The organism is Helicobacter pylori (genome assembly GCF_001998165.1).
GTDB lineage: Bacteria > Campylobacterota > Campylobacteria > Campylobacterales > Helicobacteraceae > Helicobacter > Helicobacter pylori_DL.
Map to the genome: position 1 here is coordinate 1 of NZ_MTWR01000012.1, position 16,866 is coordinate 16,866.

At 40.6% G+C, this 16,866-nt stretch carries 16 protein-coding genes; 7 read left to right on the top strand and 9 right to left on the bottom strand.

Features of this window, described 5'->3' with window-relative positions; translation table 11 throughout:
• From trmD to valS, 6 genes are all read right to left on the bottom strand, one after another.
• On the bottom strand, positions 1–594 hold a 594-nt coding region (trmD, locus tag BZK24_RS01885; RefSeq protein WP_077656395.1), incomplete at its 3' end, for a tRNA (guanosine(37)-N1)-methyltransferase TrmD.
• The gene (gene rimM / locus BZK24_RS01890) at positions 595–1,140 is read right to left on the bottom strand and encodes a ribosome maturation factor RimM (protein ID WP_077656396.1); all 546 of its coding nucleotides are present in this window, start codon (positions 1,138–1,140) and stop codon (positions 595–597) included. It lies immediately after the preceding gene.
• A gap of 9 nt (positions 1,141–1,149) precedes the next feature.
• Positions 1,150–1,503, bottom strand: coding sequence for a KH domain-containing protein (locus tag BZK24_RS01895; RefSeq protein ID WP_077656397.1), 354 nt, complete (start codon positions 1,501–1,503; stop codon positions 1,150–1,152).
• A gap of 16 nt (positions 1,504–1,519) precedes the next feature.
• On the bottom strand, positions 1,520–1,750 hold the full coding sequence (rpsP, locus tag BZK24_RS01900) for a 30S ribosomal protein S16 (protein WP_000216132.1): 231 nt from the start codon (positions 1,748–1,750) through the stop codon (positions 1,520–1,522).
• Positions 1,751–1,823: 73 nt separating this feature from the next.
• Positions 1,824–3,170: a signal recognition particle protein gene (gene ffh / locus BZK24_RS01905; RefSeq protein ID WP_053575881.1), complete on the bottom strand. Its 1,347-nt coding sequence runs from the start codon at positions 3,168–3,170 to the stop codon at positions 1,824–1,826.
• Between the two features lie 15 nt (positions 3,171–3,185).
• Complete coding sequence (valS, locus tag BZK24_RS01910; protein WP_001875422.1) at positions 3,186–5,804, bottom strand: valine--tRNA ligase; 2,619 nt, start codon at positions 5,802–5,804, stop codon at positions 3,186–3,188.
• A 133-nt stretch (positions 5,805–5,937) separates the two neighbouring features.
• Here valS and fliW point away from each other — a divergent pair, with 133 nt between their 5' ends.
• From fliW to fic, 6 genes are all read left to right on the top strand, one after another.
• Complete coding sequence (gene fliW, locus BZK24_RS01915) at positions 5,938–6,345, top strand: flagellar assembly protein FliW (RefSeq protein WP_001105855.1); 408 nt, start codon at positions 5,938–5,940, stop codon at positions 6,343–6,345.
• 10 nt (positions 6,346–6,355) lie between these two features.
• Positions 6,356–7,417, top strand: a complete 1,062-nt coding sequence (gene murG, locus BZK24_RS01920; RefSeq protein ID WP_077656399.1) for an undecaprenyldiphospho-muramoylpentapeptide beta-N-acetylglucosaminyltransferase — start codon at positions 6,356–6,358, stop codon at positions 7,415–7,417.
• A gap of 98 nt (positions 7,418–7,515) precedes the next feature.
• On the top strand, positions 7,516–9,603 hold the full coding sequence (gene hopI, locus BZK24_RS01925) for a Hop family outer membrane protein HopI (protein WP_077656400.1): 2,088 nt from the start codon (positions 7,516–7,518) through the stop codon (positions 9,601–9,603).
• A 22-nt stretch (positions 9,604–9,625) separates the two neighbouring features.
• Positions 9,626–13,306 carry a Hop family outer membrane protein HopL gene (gene hopL / locus BZK24_RS01930; RefSeq protein WP_077656401.1) on the top strand — a complete coding sequence of 1,227 codons (3,681 nt, stop codon included), beginning with the start codon at positions 9,626–9,628 and terminating at the stop codon, positions 13,304–13,306.
• Between the two features lie 14 nt (positions 13,307–13,320).
• The gene (gene proC, locus BZK24_RS01935) at positions 13,321–14,094 is read left to right on the top strand and encodes a pyrroline-5-carboxylate reductase (protein WP_077656402.1); all 774 of its coding nucleotides are present in this window, start codon (positions 13,321–13,323) and stop codon (positions 14,092–14,094) included.
• A gap of 26 nt (positions 14,095–14,120) precedes the next feature.
• Positions 14,121–14,654, top strand: coding sequence for a protein adenylyltransferase Fic (gene fic / locus BZK24_RS01940; RefSeq protein WP_000549910.1), 534 nt, complete (start codon positions 14,121–14,123; stop codon positions 14,652–14,654).
• A 241-nt stretch (positions 14,655–14,895) separates the two neighbouring features.
• Here fic and ybeY read toward each other — a convergent pair whose 3' ends face one another.
• From ybeY to BZK24_RS01955, 3 genes are all read right to left on the bottom strand, one after another.
• Positions 14,896–15,318 carry an rRNA maturation RNase YbeY gene (gene ybeY, locus BZK24_RS01945; protein WP_077368510.1) on the bottom strand — a complete coding sequence of 141 codons (423 nt, stop codon included), beginning with the start codon at positions 15,316–15,318 and terminating at the stop codon, positions 14,896–14,898.
• Positions 15,319–15,371: 53 nt separating this feature from the next.
• Positions 15,372–15,866: a flavodoxin gene (locus tag BZK24_RS01950; protein ID WP_000516046.1), complete on the bottom strand. Its 495-nt coding sequence runs from the start codon at positions 15,864–15,866 to the stop codon at positions 15,372–15,374.
• 89 nt (positions 15,867–15,955) lie between these two features.
• Positions 15,956–16,537, bottom strand: coding sequence for a DedA family protein (locus BZK24_RS01955; protein WP_171972370.1), 582 nt, complete (start codon positions 16,535–16,537; stop codon positions 15,956–15,958).
• A 122-nt stretch (positions 16,538–16,659) separates the two neighbouring features.
• On the opposite strand from BZK24_RS01955, the gene ccoS reads away from it, so the two are divergent.
• The gene (gene ccoS, locus BZK24_RS01960) at positions 16,660–16,857 is read left to right on the top strand and encodes a cbb3-type cytochrome oxidase assembly protein CcoS (protein WP_001090939.1); all 198 of its coding nucleotides are present in this window, start codon (positions 16,660–16,662) and stop codon (positions 16,855–16,857) included.
• Positions 16,858–16,866: the final 9 nt, after the last annotated feature.

Here is a 16,866-nt window from a genome sequence, read left to right on the forward strand (position 1 = left end):
TTTAGAATATTCTAAAGGTGCAGGGATTTTATTGATTTCTTTGGATTTAAAAACAGCGTTAGCGAAATTAGGGGCTTCCAAATAATGGTTTTCAAAGCTCTCATTTTCTAAAGACTGAGCGTTACCCAAAACCCCTTGAATGTGGCGAGCGATACTATCTATCAAGCACAACGCCCCAAGCTCGCCCCCTGTTAAAATAAAATCGCCTATACAAAAAACCTCATCAGCACCAAGTTCAATAGAGCGTTCATCAAAACCCTCATAACGCCCGCACACCAAAACGACATGCTTTTTTTGAGCCAAACGCATCGCGTCTGTTTGCTTGAAAGGCTTGCCCACCGCGCTTAAAAAAATCGTGTGTTTAGGGTTTTTAACAGAATGGAGCGCGTTTTCTACCATCTCAGGGTCTAAAATTTGCCCCGCACCCCCACCAATGAGCGTGTGATCCGCTTTTTGATATTTATTAGCGCTAAAATCTCTAAGGTTTAACACTTCCAATTCAAAAAGATTTTTTTCTAACGCTCTTTTTAAAATAGAATCTTCAAAATAAGGCCATACAAGTTGCGGGAAAAGGGTTAAAACGCTGAATTTCACTCAACTATTCTCTAAAAGCGTTTTAGCGTTATGGGTGGTTATTTTTTTGTCTTGCAAAAGGATTTCTTGGATATAAAAATCCCTATAAGGGATTAAAAAAATCTTAGCCAAACCTTTTTCAACCAAGTTCAGCGTGGTTTCAACCATGAAATAATCTGTTTGAGAAATCCTTTGGATTTCTACAACTTTTCCTAAAATCTCGTTTTCTTCCACCACGCTAAGCCCTACTAAATCGCAATAAAAAAACTCCCCCTCTTTTAAAACACAGAGTTTTTTACTCTCTGCTTCGCTCATAAAAAGCCCTAAATTAGTCAGCTCTTTAGCCTTTTCGGGCGTGTGGATCGTTTCTAAAAACAACAAATTTTTGGCATGTTCATAAGAATGGATTGTATATTCTTTAAAAGAAGAAGCGCAAGAGAAAGCGTTCAAGGGAGCAACGCTAACCTTAACGCCTTTTTTTAAGCACTCCGGAAAATCGCTCTCTAAATGAAGCTTTAGCCCCCCATTAAGCCCCACGCTTTTACCAATCCTACCCACTAAAAGCATGAAAAAAATTCAAGGCGTTTGATCGCCTAAAGCATGGGGATTTTTATCACCATTTTTATCATTACTCGCAAAAACAACGATTTTATAAGAAAACCCGTCTTTGGCTTTCACACCAGAAACAAACGCCTTAATCGCGCTCACCATTTTGCCCTCTTTACCGATCACATGCCCCATGTCTAGTGGGTGGGTATAAATAGTGATTTGTTTGACTTTATCTTCTAAAAGCGTGTGCTCCACGCTCAAAGCTTGCGGAAAAGAAACAACCTTTTTTAAATATTTTTCTAAAAAAGTTGCCACGCAATACGAATAGTCCTTACAATCAGCTTGAGAAAAAGGCGTGTTCAAAGGATCTAATTCGTGCATTTAGCCTCACAAAACCTTAGGCTTTTTGAGAGAGTTTTTCCACCCTCTCGCTCATTTTAGCCCCCACGCCTTTCCAATAATTCAAGCGCTCCTTATCAATCTTAACATCTTTAGGCTCGCTTAAAGGGTTGTAATACCCAATGGATTCAATCCAGCCTCCATCCCTTCTTTTCCTAGAATCGGTTACCACCACTCTGTAAAAAGGCTTTTTCTTTCTCCCAATGCGCGTGAGTCTGATGACTGTCATTACAAAAATCTCCTAAAATATTCATATTAAATTTAAGATTATACAACAAAAGCGCCTAAAACATGCTTAAAAATCAGCGCATTTTAGGGGGCGTTTGATTTTTAGCCTGACTCATTAGATTCATCAAATCGCTAATGCCCTTTTTATTCGTTAAGCGTTTCGCCATTTTGCTCGCTTGATCAAAGCGTTTGATGATGCGATTGATTTCAGACACTTCTAAACCGCTCCCTAAAGCGATCCTTTTTCTTCGGCTGCCGTTTAAAATCTCGGGGTTTTCTCGCTCTTTTTTGGTCATGGAATTGACCATGGCCTTGATTTTTTTCACTTCTAAAGAACTTTCTAAATCCGTGTCTTTCAGCGCGCTTGCCATGTTCCCTAAACCTGGAATCATAGAGATTAGAGAACTCATAGAGCCTAATTTTTTCACTTTTTCAATTTGGTTTAAAAAGTCGTTGAAAGTGAATTGCCCTTTTTTGAGCTTTTTGCTTAAGTCTTTGGCTTCATTAGGGTTTAAAACGCTGGCGGTTTTTTCAGCGAGCGAGATAATATCTCCAGCCCCCATCAAACGCCCCACAATCCTTTCAGGCACAAACACGTCTAAATCAGGGATTTTTTCCCCGCTCCCAATAAAACGCAAGGGCAAGCCTAATTGGTAAGTGATGCCTAAGGCGATACCCCCTTTAGAATCGCTATCAAATTTGCTTAACACCACCCCGCTCACGCCTATTTCTTCATTAAAGGTGTTCGCACTTTTGACCCCATCTTGCCCGCTCAACGCGTCTGCGACATACAGCACTTCATGGGGGTTTAAGACTTCTTTAACTTCCTTTAATTCTTGCATAAGCTCTTTATCAATAGCTAAACGCCCCGCGCTATCCACGAGTAAAACATCAAATTGCGCTTCTTTAGCCCTTTTTAAAGCGTTGTTGGCGATTTCTTTCACGCTTTTATTTTCTTCGTAAAACACTTCCACGCCCACCTGTTCGCCCAAAACCTTTAATTGCTCCACTGCCGCTAGGCGTTGCAAATCGCACGCGCATAAAAGCACTTTTTTATTTTTGGTTTTGAGATAATGAGCGAGTTTAGCGGTGGTGGTTGTCTTACCGCTCCCTTGCAAACCTGCCATTAAAACCACGGTGGGGGGCGTTTGAGCGAAAGTGAAACCACTGCTCCCTTTAGCGCTTAAAATTTCTAACAAACTCTTTTCTAAAGCGTCTAAAAATTGCTGCTTACCAATGCCATTGAGTTTCGTTTGACTTTCCACTTTTTTGAGCAATTCTCTAGCCACTTTATGATGCACATCATTTTTCAAAAGCGTTTTTTTCAATTCGTCTAACGCTCTGTCTAGTGCTTTTTCATCATCTTGAAAGCGGATTTTATTGAGCGCGTTTTTAAACCCATCGCTTAACGCTTGAAACATTTTCTATCCTTTTTATTATGGTTGTTCTAACAAATCCAATTCTTGCCTAATCTTACCCTCTTTTTCTAAAAGCGTTTTTAAACTCTCTTTGGCTTTTTCTAGCACGCTTTTAGGCGCGTTTTTGACAAAATTTTCATTGTGCAAATTGAGTTTTAGTTTTTCTTTTTCCAGTTTTTCTAGCTGCTTTTTTAAACGAGCAATGAGCGGGCTTAAATCAAGATTTTCTAAATTCGCATGAGTTTGGCAAAATTCCCCCACATCGCTCACGCTCTTTAAAGGCTTATAAGTTATCACGCTGACTTTTTCTAACCTCGCTAATTTTTGGGCGTAAGTTTGCAAACGCTCTGTGTTTTCTATTTTTTCCCTTAATCCCACGCTCGCTTCTTTTAAAACAATCGGTGGGGTTTCTAGCATGATTTTCAAACGCCTTAAAGACACGATGCAATCTTTGATCACTTCAAATTCATGCTCTAGTTTTTCATCTTGCGCCAAATCTTTAGGGTAAGGCATGACCATGATAGAATGAGCGTTTTCTAGTTCCGTGTTACTGAGCTTGTGGTATAAAGACTCACTGATAAAGGGCATGAAAGGGTGCAAGAGTTTTAAGGCCTCTTTTAACACGCTCCCTAATTCGTCTATCGCTTCATTTTCCACTTTAGAAAATTCAATGAACCAATCGCAAAATTCCCCCCACAAAAAGCGGTATAACAAAGTCGTCGCATCATTAAAACGATAATTGTCTAAAGCGTTACGCACCTCTTTAGTCGCTGAATTCAAGCGCGATTTCGCATAACGCCCCAAAGGCGTTTGGTATTCGTTCAAACGCTCTTTATCTTTAAAAGATTCTTGTTTGAGTTTCAAATAACTCACCGCATTGAAAATCTTGTTGGCGAAATTCTTGTTATTTTCTAAATGCGTAGTAGAAAGCTTAATGTCCCTACCCGTAGCGCACAAATTGGCTAAAGTGAAGCGCAAACTATCCGCGCCGTATTTTTCTATCATCTCTAAAGGATCGATCACATTACCTTTAGATTTGCTCATTTTTTCACCCTTTTCGTCCCTAACCAAGGCGTGCAAGTAAATATCTTTAAAAGGCAATTCGCCTAAAAGCGATTCGCTGCAAAAGAGCATCCTAGCTACCCAAAAAAAGAGGATGTCAAACCCGGTAATGAGCGTGGTGTTAGGGTAGAAATCTTTCAAATCGTTTTCATTAAACAAACCGCTTTTTTCTTGCCCCCACCCCAAAGTAGAGAACGCCCATAGCCCTGAACTAAACCATGTGTCTAGCACATCTTTATCTTGCTCTAGTTTTTCACTCTTACAAGTAGGGCAACTTAAAGGGGCATCTAGGCTTACAAACTGGTGGTTATTTTCACAAGTAAATACCGGTATTTGATGCCCCCAAAACAATTGCCTGCTGATACACCAAGGGCGTAATTCTCTCATCCAAGCGTTATAATTATTGATCCAATTAGAAGGGTAGAATCGCGCTAAACCTTGTTGGATTTTTTCAATAGAACTTTGAGCGATTTCAGGCTTGACAAACCATTGCTTAGACACATAAGGCTCTACCACATTATGACAACGATAGCAATGCCCCACTTGATGCGTGTGTTCTTCTATTTTTTCCAATAGGGCGTTTTCTTTTAATCTTTCTACGACCTTATCTCTAGCTTTTAAACGCTCTAAATTTTCAAACTCCCCGCAATGCGCGTTCAAAATCCCTTTTTCATCAAAGATTTTAATCGTTTCCAAATGGTGGCGTTTGCCCACTTCATAATCGTTAAAATCATGCCCAGGGGTAACCTTCACACACCCTGTGCCAAACTCCATTTCCACATGCACATCAGCGATAATAGGGATTGTGCGATTGATCAAAGGCAGGATCGCTTTTTGCCCCACTAAATGCTTATACCTCTCATCATTAGGATTGATCATAAGCGCACTATCGCCAAACAAAGTTTCAGGGCGCGTGGTGGCCACCACTAAATAATCTTTTTGATTTTCTAAATAATATCTAATATAATACAACGCCCCCTTACGCTCTTCATACTCCACTTCAATATCGCTCAACGCCCCATCTTTAGTGCACCAATTCACCATGTAGTTATCTTGAACGATGAGACCTTGTTCATACCATTTCAAAAACGCCAATTTGACCGCTCTTTGCAAGCCCTTATCCATCGTGAAACGAGTCCTAGAAAAGGCCGCGCTCACGCCTAAACGCTTCATTTGCTCTAAAATCGCTCCCCCGCTCTTTTCTTTCCATTCCCACACTTTTTGAATGAACTCTTCACGCCCTAAATCTTCTTTTTTAATCCCTTGATTTAAAAGTTGCTTTTCTACAACATTTTGCGTCGCAATGCCGGCGTGATCCAACCCAGGCTGATACAAAGTCTTATACCCGTCCATGCGTTTATAACGCGCTAAAATATCTTGCAAGCTTAAAGTTAAAGCATGCCCTATGTGTAAGATGCCGGTCACATTAGGAGGGGGCATCATCAAGCAAAATCGTTTGTTTTTTTCTTGGATTTTTTCATTGCCATCAATTTCAAAATACCCCCTATGAGAGCAAATTTCATAAATCTTTTTTTCTATCTCTTGGGGTTGGTAGGTGGTGGGTTCTTGTTTCATTATTATTATCCTAAAATAGAGCGTTCTTTCAAAAATGGTTGGATTTGGAACGCCTTTTGCTTTTACGCTTTTAATTGTTGCGTATTTTTTTAAAATTATACAACAAAGCATTTAAATTAAAAAGGATAGTCTAGTGAATTACTTTTTAAAAGCCCCTATTTTAGGATTTGAGCATATTAATGAAGTGCGTTTGGAAAAAATTGATTCCTTATTCAGCCGGTTAATTAGCCAAACCAATTCCCCCATGGCGTTGGATATGGTCTTAGTGAATCCTTATTGTTTGAGGGAATACAGCTTTGTGATACCCAAATACATAGAATTACTGCTAGAATTAGATTCTCATTCCAAAGTTGAGGTGTATTGCGTGGTCGTGTTGCAAAAAAATTTAGAAGATTCTATGGTTAATTTCTTAGCCCCCTTAGTGTTTAATTCCAAAAATGGCTTTGGCGCTCAAGTCGCACTTTCTATGATGGATTATCCGGATTTTGGCTTTAGGGATCCTTTGAAAAGCTTTGTGGTTAAAGAAAGAGAACGAGCTTAAGGGTTTTAGCATGAAATTCGCTCTTACAGGGGGAGGCACAGGAGGGCATCTCTCTATCGCTAAAGCCTTAGCCATAGAATTAGAAAAGCAAGGCATAGAGGCTATTTATCTGGGCTCCACTTATGGGCAAGATAGAGAATGGTTTGAAAACAGCCCCCTGTTTAGCGAACGCTATTTTTTCAACACGCAAGGCGTGGTCAATAAAAGCTTTTTTAAAAAAATAGGCTCTTTATTCTTGCAAATTAAAGCGACTTTCAAAGCCAAAGAGATTCTAAAAAAACACCAGATCACGCACACCATTAGCGTGGGAGGGTTTAGTGCAGGGCCGGCGAGTTTTGCAAGCTTGCTTGATCACATACCCCTTTATATCCATGAGCAAAATGCGATTAAAGGCTCTCTTAATCGCTACCTTTCCCCTAAAGCTAAGGCGGTGTTTTCAAGCTATGCCTTTAAGGATAAAGGAAATCATGTTTTAACCTCCTATCCCGTGCAAAACGCTTTTTTTGATTTTGCTAGGACTCGCACGGAAATCAAGCATATTTTATTTTTAGGCGGTTCGCAAGGGGCAAAAGCGATCAATGAATTCGCTTTATTAAACGCTCCCAAACTCACCAAACAAGGGATTAGAATCACGCACATTTGCGGCTCAAACGCTCATGAAAGAATGCGTTTTTTTTACCAGGAATTAGGGCTGTTGGACAAGGTAGAATTGTTCGCTTTCCACAACAATATCATAGAAGTCATGCACAGAGCGGATTTGTGCGTGAGCCGAGCGGGTGCTAGCAGCGTATGGGAATTGTGCGCCAATGGCTTACCCACGATTTTTATCCCCTACCCTTTTGCGAGCAATAACCACCAGTATTACAATGTCTTAGAATTTGAAAAAGAAAACCTATGCTATGTTGTACCTCAAAATGAATTGTTACCCAAAAAGCTCTTTGAAGTCATTAGAAAACTCAACCAAAAAGACGATCAAGGCAATAAAAATCTCACCACTATCAGCAACCAATTGCAACAAAAAATCGCTAAAGACGGCGCAAAAACCATTATTGAAACGATTTTGAACACCTAAAATAGCCCATTTTAATCAACAATTAAGCGACCAACCACTAAACTTAAGCGGTGAAATTAGGATAGCTCAAATCTTTATAAAAAGAAAAGGATAACCCCTTGCAAAACTTTGTTTTTAATAAAAAATGGCTCATCTGTTCTAGCCTACTCCCCTTATTTTTTCTTAATCCCTTAGCGGCTGAAGATGACGGGTTTTTTATGGGGGTGAGTTATCAAACTTCTCTAGCCATTCAAAGGGTGGATAACTCAGGGCTTAACGCCAGTCAAGACGCATCCACCTACATCCGCCAAAACGCTATCGCTCTAGAATCTGCGGCAGTGCCTTTAGCCTATTATTTAGAAGCGATGGGGCAACAAACGAGGGTTTTGATGCAAATGCTCTGCCCTGATCCTTCTAAAAGATGTTTGCTCTATGCGGGGGGTTATCAACAAAACGCCCAAAATGGCGATACAGGCAACAACCCCCCAAGAGGCAATGTCAATGCCACCTTTGATATGCAATCTCTGGTCAATAATTTAAACAAGCTCACCCAACTCATCGGCGAGACTCTACTCCGTAACCCTGAAAACCTTCCTAACGCCAAAGTCTTTAACGTCAAATTCGGCAATCAAAGCACTGTTATTGCCTTGCCTAGTGGTCTAGCCAGTGTCATGAACGCTTTAAACGATGATATTACCAACGCTTTAACCACGCTCTGGTATAACCAAACCTTAACGAATAAATCTTTTAATAGCGGTAATTCCGTGAATTTTAGCCCTGAAGTCTTGCAACACCTTTTACAAGACGGCTTAGCCACAAGTAATAGTAATCAAACCATTTGCAGCACTCAAAACCAATGCACCGCCACTAACGAAGCTAAATCTATCGCTCAAAACGCCCAAAACATCTTCCAGGCTTTAATGCAAGCAGGGATTTTAGGGGGTTTAGCGAATGAAAAGCAATTTGGCTTCACTTACAACAAAGCCCCTAATGGCAGCGATTCCCAACAAGGCTACCAAAGCTTTAGCGGCCCGGGTTATTACACCAAAAACGGCGCTAACACCACGCAAGCGCCCTTAAAAGCATTACCCGCTGGAGCGACAATTGGATCAGGCAATGGCCAATACACCTACCACCCTAGCTCAGCAGTCTATTATTTAGCCGATAGCATCATCGCTAATGGCATCACCGCTTCCATGATTTTTTCAGGCATGCAAAATTTCGCCAATAAAGCCGCTAAACTGACAAGCACTTCAAGCTATAACCAAATGCAAGACGCGATCAACTATGGGGAAAGCTTGCTTAGTAACACCGTATCGTATGGGAATTTCATCACCAATTGGGTCGCCCCCTATTTGGATTTAAATAATAAAGGTTTGAATTTCTTGCCTAGCTATGGGGGGCAATTGAATGGCGCTAATAGTCAAACCCCACAATTAACCCCACAACAAGCCCAGCAAGAACAAAAAGTGATCATGAACCAACTAGAGCAAGCCACAAACGCCCCCACCCCCGCGCAAATAAATAGGATCTTAGCCAACCCCTATTCCCCCACGGCAAAAACTTTAATGGCTTATGGGCTTTATCGCTCTAAAGCAGTGATTGGCGGGGTGATTGATGAAATGCAAACTAAAGTGAATCAAGTCTATCAAATGGGCTTTGCTAGGAATTTTTTGGAGCATAACTCTAATTTTAATAACATGAACGGCTTTGGCGTGAAAATGGGCTATAAGCAATTCTTCGGTAAAAAGCGCATGTTTGGGCTTAGGTATTATGGCTTTTATGATTTTGGTTACGCTCAATTTGGCGCAGGATCTTCTTTAGTGAAAGCCACTCTCTCTAGCTATGGGGCAGGCACAGACTTTCTTTATAATGTTTTTACCCGAAAAAGAGAGACTGAAGCGATAGATATAGGTTTTTTTGCCGGCATCCAACTTGCAGGGCAAACCTGGAAAACGAACTTTTTAGATCAAGTGGATGGCAACCATCTTAAGCCTAAGGACACTTCTTTCCAATTCCTTTTTGATTTAGGGATAAGGACTAATTTTTCCAAAATCGCTCATCAAAAAAGATCTCGTTTTTCTCAAGGGATAGAATTTGGCCTTAAAATACCGGTGCTTTATCACACCTATTACCAATCAGAAGGCGTTACAGCGAAGTATAGAAGAGCCTTTAGTTTTTATGTGGGCTACAACATAGGCTTTTGATTAAACAAAATAAGGGAAAAATATGATAAAAAAAGCTAGAAAATTCATACCACTCTTTTTAATTGGCTCTCTCTTAGCTGAAGACAATGGCTGGTATATGTCTGTAGGCTATCAAATCGGTGGCACGCAACAATTCATCAATAACAAACAACTTTTAGAAAATCAAAACATCATCAACAGCGTAACCCAAAGCGCGATCAATATTGCAGGGCCTACTACCGGCCTTATCACTTTAAGCTCTCAAAGCGTCATTGACGCTTTAGGCTATGGCGTGAGTAACACCGTGGGCAACCAATTAGAGGGCATTTCTAATATCCTAAATCAAATTGGTAAAAGAAAAGACTTTTATTCTAGCCGTCAAATCTCTAGCATTTCCCAACAAATCATAGGGCTTAAAGGAAGCTCTAATCCTTTAAAAGCCCATTCTTCACAAATCACAGCCAAACTCCTTTCCAACACCCAAAGCGCGTTTGATGAAGGCATCGCGCTAAGCACTAGCATCATTAGCTCTATCAATAGCCTTAATCCTAGCAACAACACCAAAGAAGTCAAAGCCCAGCTCCAAAACACCACGCAATCCATGGCAGAATTGTTGCAACAAATTGAACACAGCATCACTAAAACCACTAGCACCACTTATGCGCAATCCTTACTCACTAATCTAACCGATGCGGTGAACGCTTCTAGCAATAATACCGCTTATGTGAGCGCTCTTGTTAACGCTTTAAACACTTTAGGGGTGGGGGTTTTCCCCACCACAACCTCAACGCATGTGGTGTTAAACCCACCGGGACAAGTCGTATTCTATCCAACCAATTCCCTTTTAGGCTCCACTTCTTCAAACAGCAACAACCAACAACAATACAACAACACCCTTTTAATGAACACTTTACAAGGGACATTAAGCGCTAATAATCAAATTAACCCCAATGGTTGCACCAATCAAGTCCAGTGTTTGGAGCAATTCATCCAAAATTTAGCCCCTTTAGCCGCAACCCCCACTTCAAACAACCAGGCCAACCAACAAGTCCAAGCCATTGCCCAAAAGCTTCAAAGCGTGGCTATCAACGCTTTAGACAACAATGCGATCAACAACACCACCTATAATTTGAACAACTTGCATAACGCTTTGAATTTCCAAGCCTATGAAAGCACGATAGAACAATACAATAACGCTTTAAAGCAAATTTCGTGGATTAGTTTTACTGAGCCTAAAAACTTGCTCAAAAACACTTCCAATAACTACCAGATCGGCACGGTTACCAACGCTCAAGGGCAAAATATCAGCGCCTATGATTGCGCAAGCGCTACCGGGAGTATTACTAGCAGTGCTTCTAGCGGGATTTCATGCTCAGCGACAAGCTCCACAAATGGCTCTACAAACAGCTTTGATAATTCTTTAGTCGCTACCTCCAAAATCCAAACCATCAACGGCAAAGAGCAGATCGGCGTGAATTCTTTCAACCTTGTCTCTCAAGTGTGGAGCGTTTATAACTCTTTAAAAACTTCAGAAGAAAATTTGCAAAAAAACGCCAAGATCTTATGCGCTAATGGATCGCCATCCGGGACAAGCTCATGCAATACCAGCTCTTCGGGGGGTTTGAGCATCAGCGGGAACTCCCAATTGCAAAACATTTTAAGCTCTACTAGTGGGACTACCGCTCAAGCTAAAAGCAACACTCCCAAACTAAAAGCGATGGTAATGGTGAATAATGAAGAAGAGGCTAAAACGACTAACTTCAATCAAAGCAGTGGGGCAACCACTCAATCCCCTAACAGCACGGTAATGGGCGCTTTAAACACCGTATTGCAAAATGTCAGCAATTTCCAACAAAGCATTCAAAGCGCTTTTCAAAACCAAGAAAATAATATCCAAAATTGGGCGAATGCGATTTATAGCACTAATGGGAGTCAGTCGCAAGAAATGACTCCTAACACTAACCAAAATTTACGCATCCAACTAAGAGCGAATTTCTACCAACTCATCAATACCATTAACCAGCAAGTGCCTACAGACATGAGCGCTCTAATCGCTCAAAGCCAACAAACCCAGCAAATAAGCGGATCAGCAAACAATAATAACCCATGCGCGAGCGGAATGAATGGGAGCAGTAATAACTGGTGCAATCAGCAATGGTCGGATTCTAAGGCTTATTACAGCGGGTTACAAAGCGCTTTAGGGTATCAAACACAAGCAACAACTCAAAGTGGGAGCAATGGTGGGAACAGCATCACCTACAATGTCCAACAAATCACGCTCACTAGCGGTGGTTTGCTCAATAACATCATTTCATCTCTTAAGGGTTTTAGTAGTAGCGGAAATAATGGGGGTAATGGGAACGGAAACATCAACACAGCCTACCAGATGCTCACAGACGCCAGTGATGGGAAATTAGGGACTTATAATAGTAGCGGTAATAGTGGCAGTAACAACGGCTATACGCCATGCAATAGCACCAACGGGAGCAATGGAACGAGTGGGAGTAATTGTTATGAACCCAACAAACAACAAAACGCCACCACCGCCACCACAACCGACAGCAATTTGCAAAAAGTCTATAATGACGCCCAAAAAATAGCCAACATTATCGCCAGCTCTGGGAATAATAAAGGCGTTGAAAACGGCTTAAAACAATTCTTTGAAGCGCTAAAAAGCAGTAATAATCTTAGTAGTTTGTGCAGTAGCAGCGATAATAATAGTAGCTCTACTTGCACCGGTGGGCTTATCAACCTTTTAGGGGCAATCCCCACGAATGGGGTGAGCGATACGAACAATTTAGTGAATTTGCTCACTGAATTCATTAAAACCGCCGGCTTTATCCAAAATAATGATAATAACAGCAGTAATGCTAGTCTTACAAGCGCTTTTCAAGCCATTACGAACGCTATTTCTCAAGGGTTTCAAGCCTTGCAAAACGATATTAGCCCTAATGCGATTTTAACCTTGCTCCAAGAGATTACTTCTAACACCACCACGATCCAAGCGTTCTCGCAAACCTTACGGCAGCTTTTAGGGGATAAAACCTTCTTTATGGTGCAACAAAAGCTCATTGATGCAATGATTAACGCCAGAAATCAGGTTCAAAACGCGCAAAATCAAGCCAATAACTACGGCTCTCAACCCGTTTTAAGCCAGTATGCGGCCGCTAAAAGCACCCAACACGGCATGAGCAACGGCTTAGGGGTTGGCATAGGCTATAAATACTTCTTTGGTAAAGCGAGAAAATTAGGCCTTAGGCATTATTTTTTCTTTGATTACGGCTTTAGTGAAATAGGCGTAGCCAATCAAAGCGTGAAAGCGAATATCTTTGCTTATGGGGTAGGCACGGATTTTTTATGGAACTTGTTTAGGAGGACTTACAACACTAAAGCGTTGAATTTTGGGCTATTTGCTGGGGTCCAATTAGGCGGCGCGACTTGGCTTAGCTCTCTAAGGCAACAAATCATTGACAACTGGGGGAACGCTAATGACATCCATTCAACGAATTTTCAAGTGGCGTTGAATTTTGGGGTGCGCACCAACTTTGCGGAGTTTAAGCGTTTCGCTAAGAAATTCCACAATCAAGGGGTCATCAGCCAAAAGAGCGTGGAATTTGGGATTAAAGTGCCTCTCATCAATCAAGCGTATTTGAATAGCGCCGGGGCTGATGTGAGTTATAGGAGGCTTTATACTTTCTATATCAATTACATCATGGGGTTTTAAAAAAGGGTGCATCAATGGAAATCTTGCAGTTTGTCGGCTATGGGAATATGGCTCAAGCGATTTTAGAAGGCTCTCATGAGATCTTATCCAAGCGTTTTATTTTAGAGATTACTGGGCGAAACCCTGAAAAAATCGCCCCCTTTTTACAAGAAAAAAACATTCAAGCCCAAATCGTGCCTTATAAAGACGCTATTGATATACACCAAAAATTCGTGTTTTTATTGTTTAAGCCTTATAACCTTAAGGATTTTAATTATCAAGGGCAAGCCCAAAGCGTTTTGAGCGCGTTAGCTGGCGTAAATTTTGAAGCTTTAAGCAATGCGATTAATTCTTTACATTACTTAAAATGCATGCCTAATATTGCGAGCAAATTCGCCCTTTCTTCTACGGCGGTGTGTGAAAAATCGGTTGCGCCTTCAATAAGCGAGAAGGCTTTGAGCATTATTGAAAGTTTTGGGAATTGCGTGCGAGTGGGAAATGAAGAGCAGGTGGATGCCAGTATAGCGACCAATGGGAGCGCGCTCGCTTTTTTAAGCTTGGTAGCGAGCGGTTTGAAAGATGCTGGTATTAGAGAGGGCTTGAGTGCTAGAGATTCTTTAGAGTTGGTAAAAATGAGTTTTAAAGGCTTTGCCAAACTGTTAGAGAAAGAACGCCCTGAGGTGATCATAGAGCAAATTTGTACCCCTAAAGGCGCAACGATTGAAGGCTTGAGCGTTTTAGAAAAAAAGGGGGTTAGGGGAGCGTTCATCAAAGCATGCCAAAAGAGCGTGAAAAAAATGCGCCTCTAAAAATTACACTCTTAAAAATAAGCGCGATGCATTTAGACAGGCAGAGTTTAGAAAAAGCCAAGCATTTGATCCAAAGCGGTCTGATTGACACCATAGAAGTAGGCACGATCAAGGGCTTGCAAGAAATCCATCGGTTTTTATTTGAAGGGCTGTATGAATTTGCCGGGAAAATCAGGGATAAAAATATCTCTAAAGGGAATTTCAGGTTCGCTAATTGCTTGTATTTGGATTTGATTTTACCCAGAATTGAGAGCATGCCGCAAAGCAATTTCAATCAAATCATAGAAAAATATGTGGAAATGAATATCGCCCACCCTTTTTTGGAGGGTAATGGCAGAGCGACTAGGATATGGCTTGATTTGTTGCTTAAAAAGGAATTGAAAAAAATTGTGCTTTGGGATAGGATTGATAAAGCCGCTTATTTGAGTGCGATGGAAAGGAGTCCTGTGAATGATTTGGAAATCAAAACGCTTTTAAAAAAGCATTTGAGTTCTAATATCAACGATCCCTTAACTTTCATTAAAGGCATCACGCAGTCATATTATTATGAAGGGCTTTGAAAAAATACTAAAATCATTTTTTATAATCCAATACGAAAGAGTTTGACGCTAGTCAAGAGATAGTTTTTTATAATGCGATCTTAGGGGATTAGTGGGATTTAGTTGGGGGTTGTAGGAGGAAATGTTTTACCTCCTCCCCCCTTTACTATAAAATAAAATTTAAAATATAAGACAAAATAATTAAAGCCCCATTTTAAAAGAAATTAAAAACTTTATTTGTCAGTATTAAAGCAATCTAAACCTAATCCTGTGTGCGTTCAATCAAACTCAAAGGCAAGTTGAACGCTTTAATGAGTTCGCCCTCTTTTTGGCGTTGTTCGCCTTGATCTTTTTCATGGTCATAGCCTAGCAAGTGCAACACCCCATGAATGAATAAAAGAGCGATCTCATTTTCTAAGCTATGTCCTAATTTCAGGGCGTTTTCTTGAGCTAATGGCGCATTAATCACCACGCTCCCTAAAGGGGTGTGAGAAACCGCTTCTAAAGGGAAGCTCAAAACATCGGTAGCGTAATCGCAACCCCTTAAATCCCTGTTGATTTCTCGCATGGTTTCATCGCTCACTAAAACAAGCTCAATGATTTGAATGGGGGCTAAAGCATTTGCGATTTTTTCTAATAATAAAAAGTCTGATTCCAGCGGGGTTTGGTTGTCTATTTCTAGCATCAAAGATATAAAAAGAAGTTCAAAAAAGCCCTAAAACTTAGGGCTTATAAAGATTAAGCGAAAGAACCTTTAATTTGTTCTACCCATTTTGAAATCCTCTCATCAGTGAGATCGTCTTGATTGTCTTCATCAATCACAAGACCGACGAATTTACCGCCTTCTACCGCTTTAGAAGCTTCAAAATGATAACCATCAGTGGGAGTTTGCCCTACCACTTTACCGGCTTTGGCTTTTTCATAAATGTGAAAAATGCCTTCTGCAAAAGTTTCGCTGTAAGTGTCTTGATCGCCCAAGCCTACAAGAGCAATGGTTTTATTCGCAAAATCGCTCGCTTCTAGCGTGCCTAAAAAGTCTTCCCAATCTGTTTGTAAATCGCCCGCACCGGCTGTTGGAGCGACCAAAATAACCTTTGTAAAGCTATCAAATTGCTCTTTAGAAGCTTTAGCCACATCAATCACTTCGGCATTGCCAATAGCCTTGCTGATTTTTTCAGCGATAGCTTCAGCGTTCCCGCTGTCTGTCCCAAAAAAGATACCAATTTTTCCCATATTCTCAATCCTTATTTTAAGATATTAACGCATCCGCATTATACGAATGCTTATGAGTGTAGTTTAGCGCATTTAATTAAACATCTTGCTTAAAAACCCATTTTGCGCGAATATCGTTTCAATAAAAACCATATTAAAAGCAACACAAGAACCAAACCAATAAGAAAAAACGAAGTGTAATGAGAAAGCCTTTCATACAGCGTTTTCACCCAATCGCTCGCTTGAAAAGAAACGCTCCCCACGAGAGCCGCCCACAAAAAACTGGATAAAACATTAAGCCATAAAAATTTTTTTAAAGGGTATTTGCTAAAACCAACCGCCAAAGGCACAACGCTTTTAATCCCATACAAATATTTATTGACAAAAATCATGAGCAAGGCGTAGCGTTTCACCCACAAACTCGCTAAAGCAAGCTTTCTTCTGTGCTTATGGAAATACTTTAAAAACTCTCTTTTTTGATAGCGGGCAAAGACCACAAGAGCCCCACTCCCTACCATATTCCCTAAAAAAGCGACAAGAATGGTTATTTTTATGTCCAAAGCGTGCGTGGTTGCGCTCAAAATAGAAGCGATGACAATCCCCACAAACCCACCCCCCAAACAATACAAAAATAAGATGAGATAACCCCACTCCTTAAAACCCTCTTGAAAACGCAATAACGCTTCTTGCATAAAAACCCTCTTTTGATTCGTTTTTATTTTCATGTTATCCAAACTTATTCAACCTATTGGTGATTTAAACGCTATCTTTTAGTATAATGACAGCGTTATCCTAATAACCTAAAAGAATAGAGATGAATACAGAAATTTTAACCATCATGTTAGTTGTCTCAGTGCTTATGGGATTGATAGGCTTAATAGCGTTTTTATGGGGGGTTAAAAGCGGTCAGTTTGACGATGAAAAACGCATGCTTGAAAGCGTGTTGTATGATAGTGCGAGCGATTTGAACGAAGCGATTTTACAAGAAAAACGCCAAGACCCCAAAAATTAAAAAAATAAA

Coding starts and splice junctions, on each gene's coding strand:
- rimM (WP_077656396.1), bottom strand. CDS start 1,140: ATGCTTTTAGTGGGTAGGATTGGTAAAAGCGTGGGGCTTAATGGGGGG.
- ffh (WP_053575881.1), bottom strand. CDS start 3,170: ATGTTTCAAGCGTTAAGCGATGGGTTTAAAAACGCGCTCAATAAAATC.
- ccoS (WP_001090939.1), top strand. CDS start 16,660: ATGAATACAGAAATTTTAACCATCATGTTAGTTGTCTCAGTGCTTATG.
- fic (WP_000549910.1), top strand. CDS start 14,121: ATGCATTTAGACAGGCAGAGTTTAGAAAAAGCCAAGCATTTGATCCAA.
- valS (WP_001875422.1), bottom strand. CDS start 5,804: ATGAAACAAGAACCCACCACCTACCAACCCCAAGAGATAGAAAAAAAG.
- BZK24_RS01895 (WP_077656397.1), bottom strand. CDS start 1,503: ATGCACGAATTAGATCCTTTGAACACGCCTTTTTCTCAAGCTGATTGT.
- BZK24_RS01955 (WP_171972370.1), bottom strand. CDS start 16,537: ATGCAAGAAGCGTTATTGCGTTTTCAAGAGGGTTTTAAGGAGTGGGGT.
- rpsP (WP_000216132.1), bottom strand. CDS start 1,750: ATGACAGTCATCAGACTCACGCGCATTGGGAGAAAGAAAAAGCCTTTT.
- ybeY (WP_077368510.1), bottom strand. CDS start 15,318: ATGCTAGAAATAGACAACCAAACCCCGCTGGAATCAGACTTTTTATTA.
- murG (WP_077656399.1), top strand. CDS start 6,356: ATGAAATTCGCTCTTACAGGGGGAGGCACAGGAGGGCATCTCTCTATC.
- hopL (WP_077656401.1), top strand. CDS start 9,626: ATGATAAAAAAAGCTAGAAAATTCATACCACTCTTTTTAATTGGCTCT.
- proC (WP_077656402.1), top strand. CDS start 13,321: ATGGAAATCTTGCAGTTTGTCGGCTATGGGAATATGGCTCAAGCGATT.
- BZK24_RS01950 (WP_000516046.1), bottom strand. CDS start 15,866: ATGGGAAAAATTGGTATCTTTTTTGGGACAGACAGCGGGAACGCTGAA.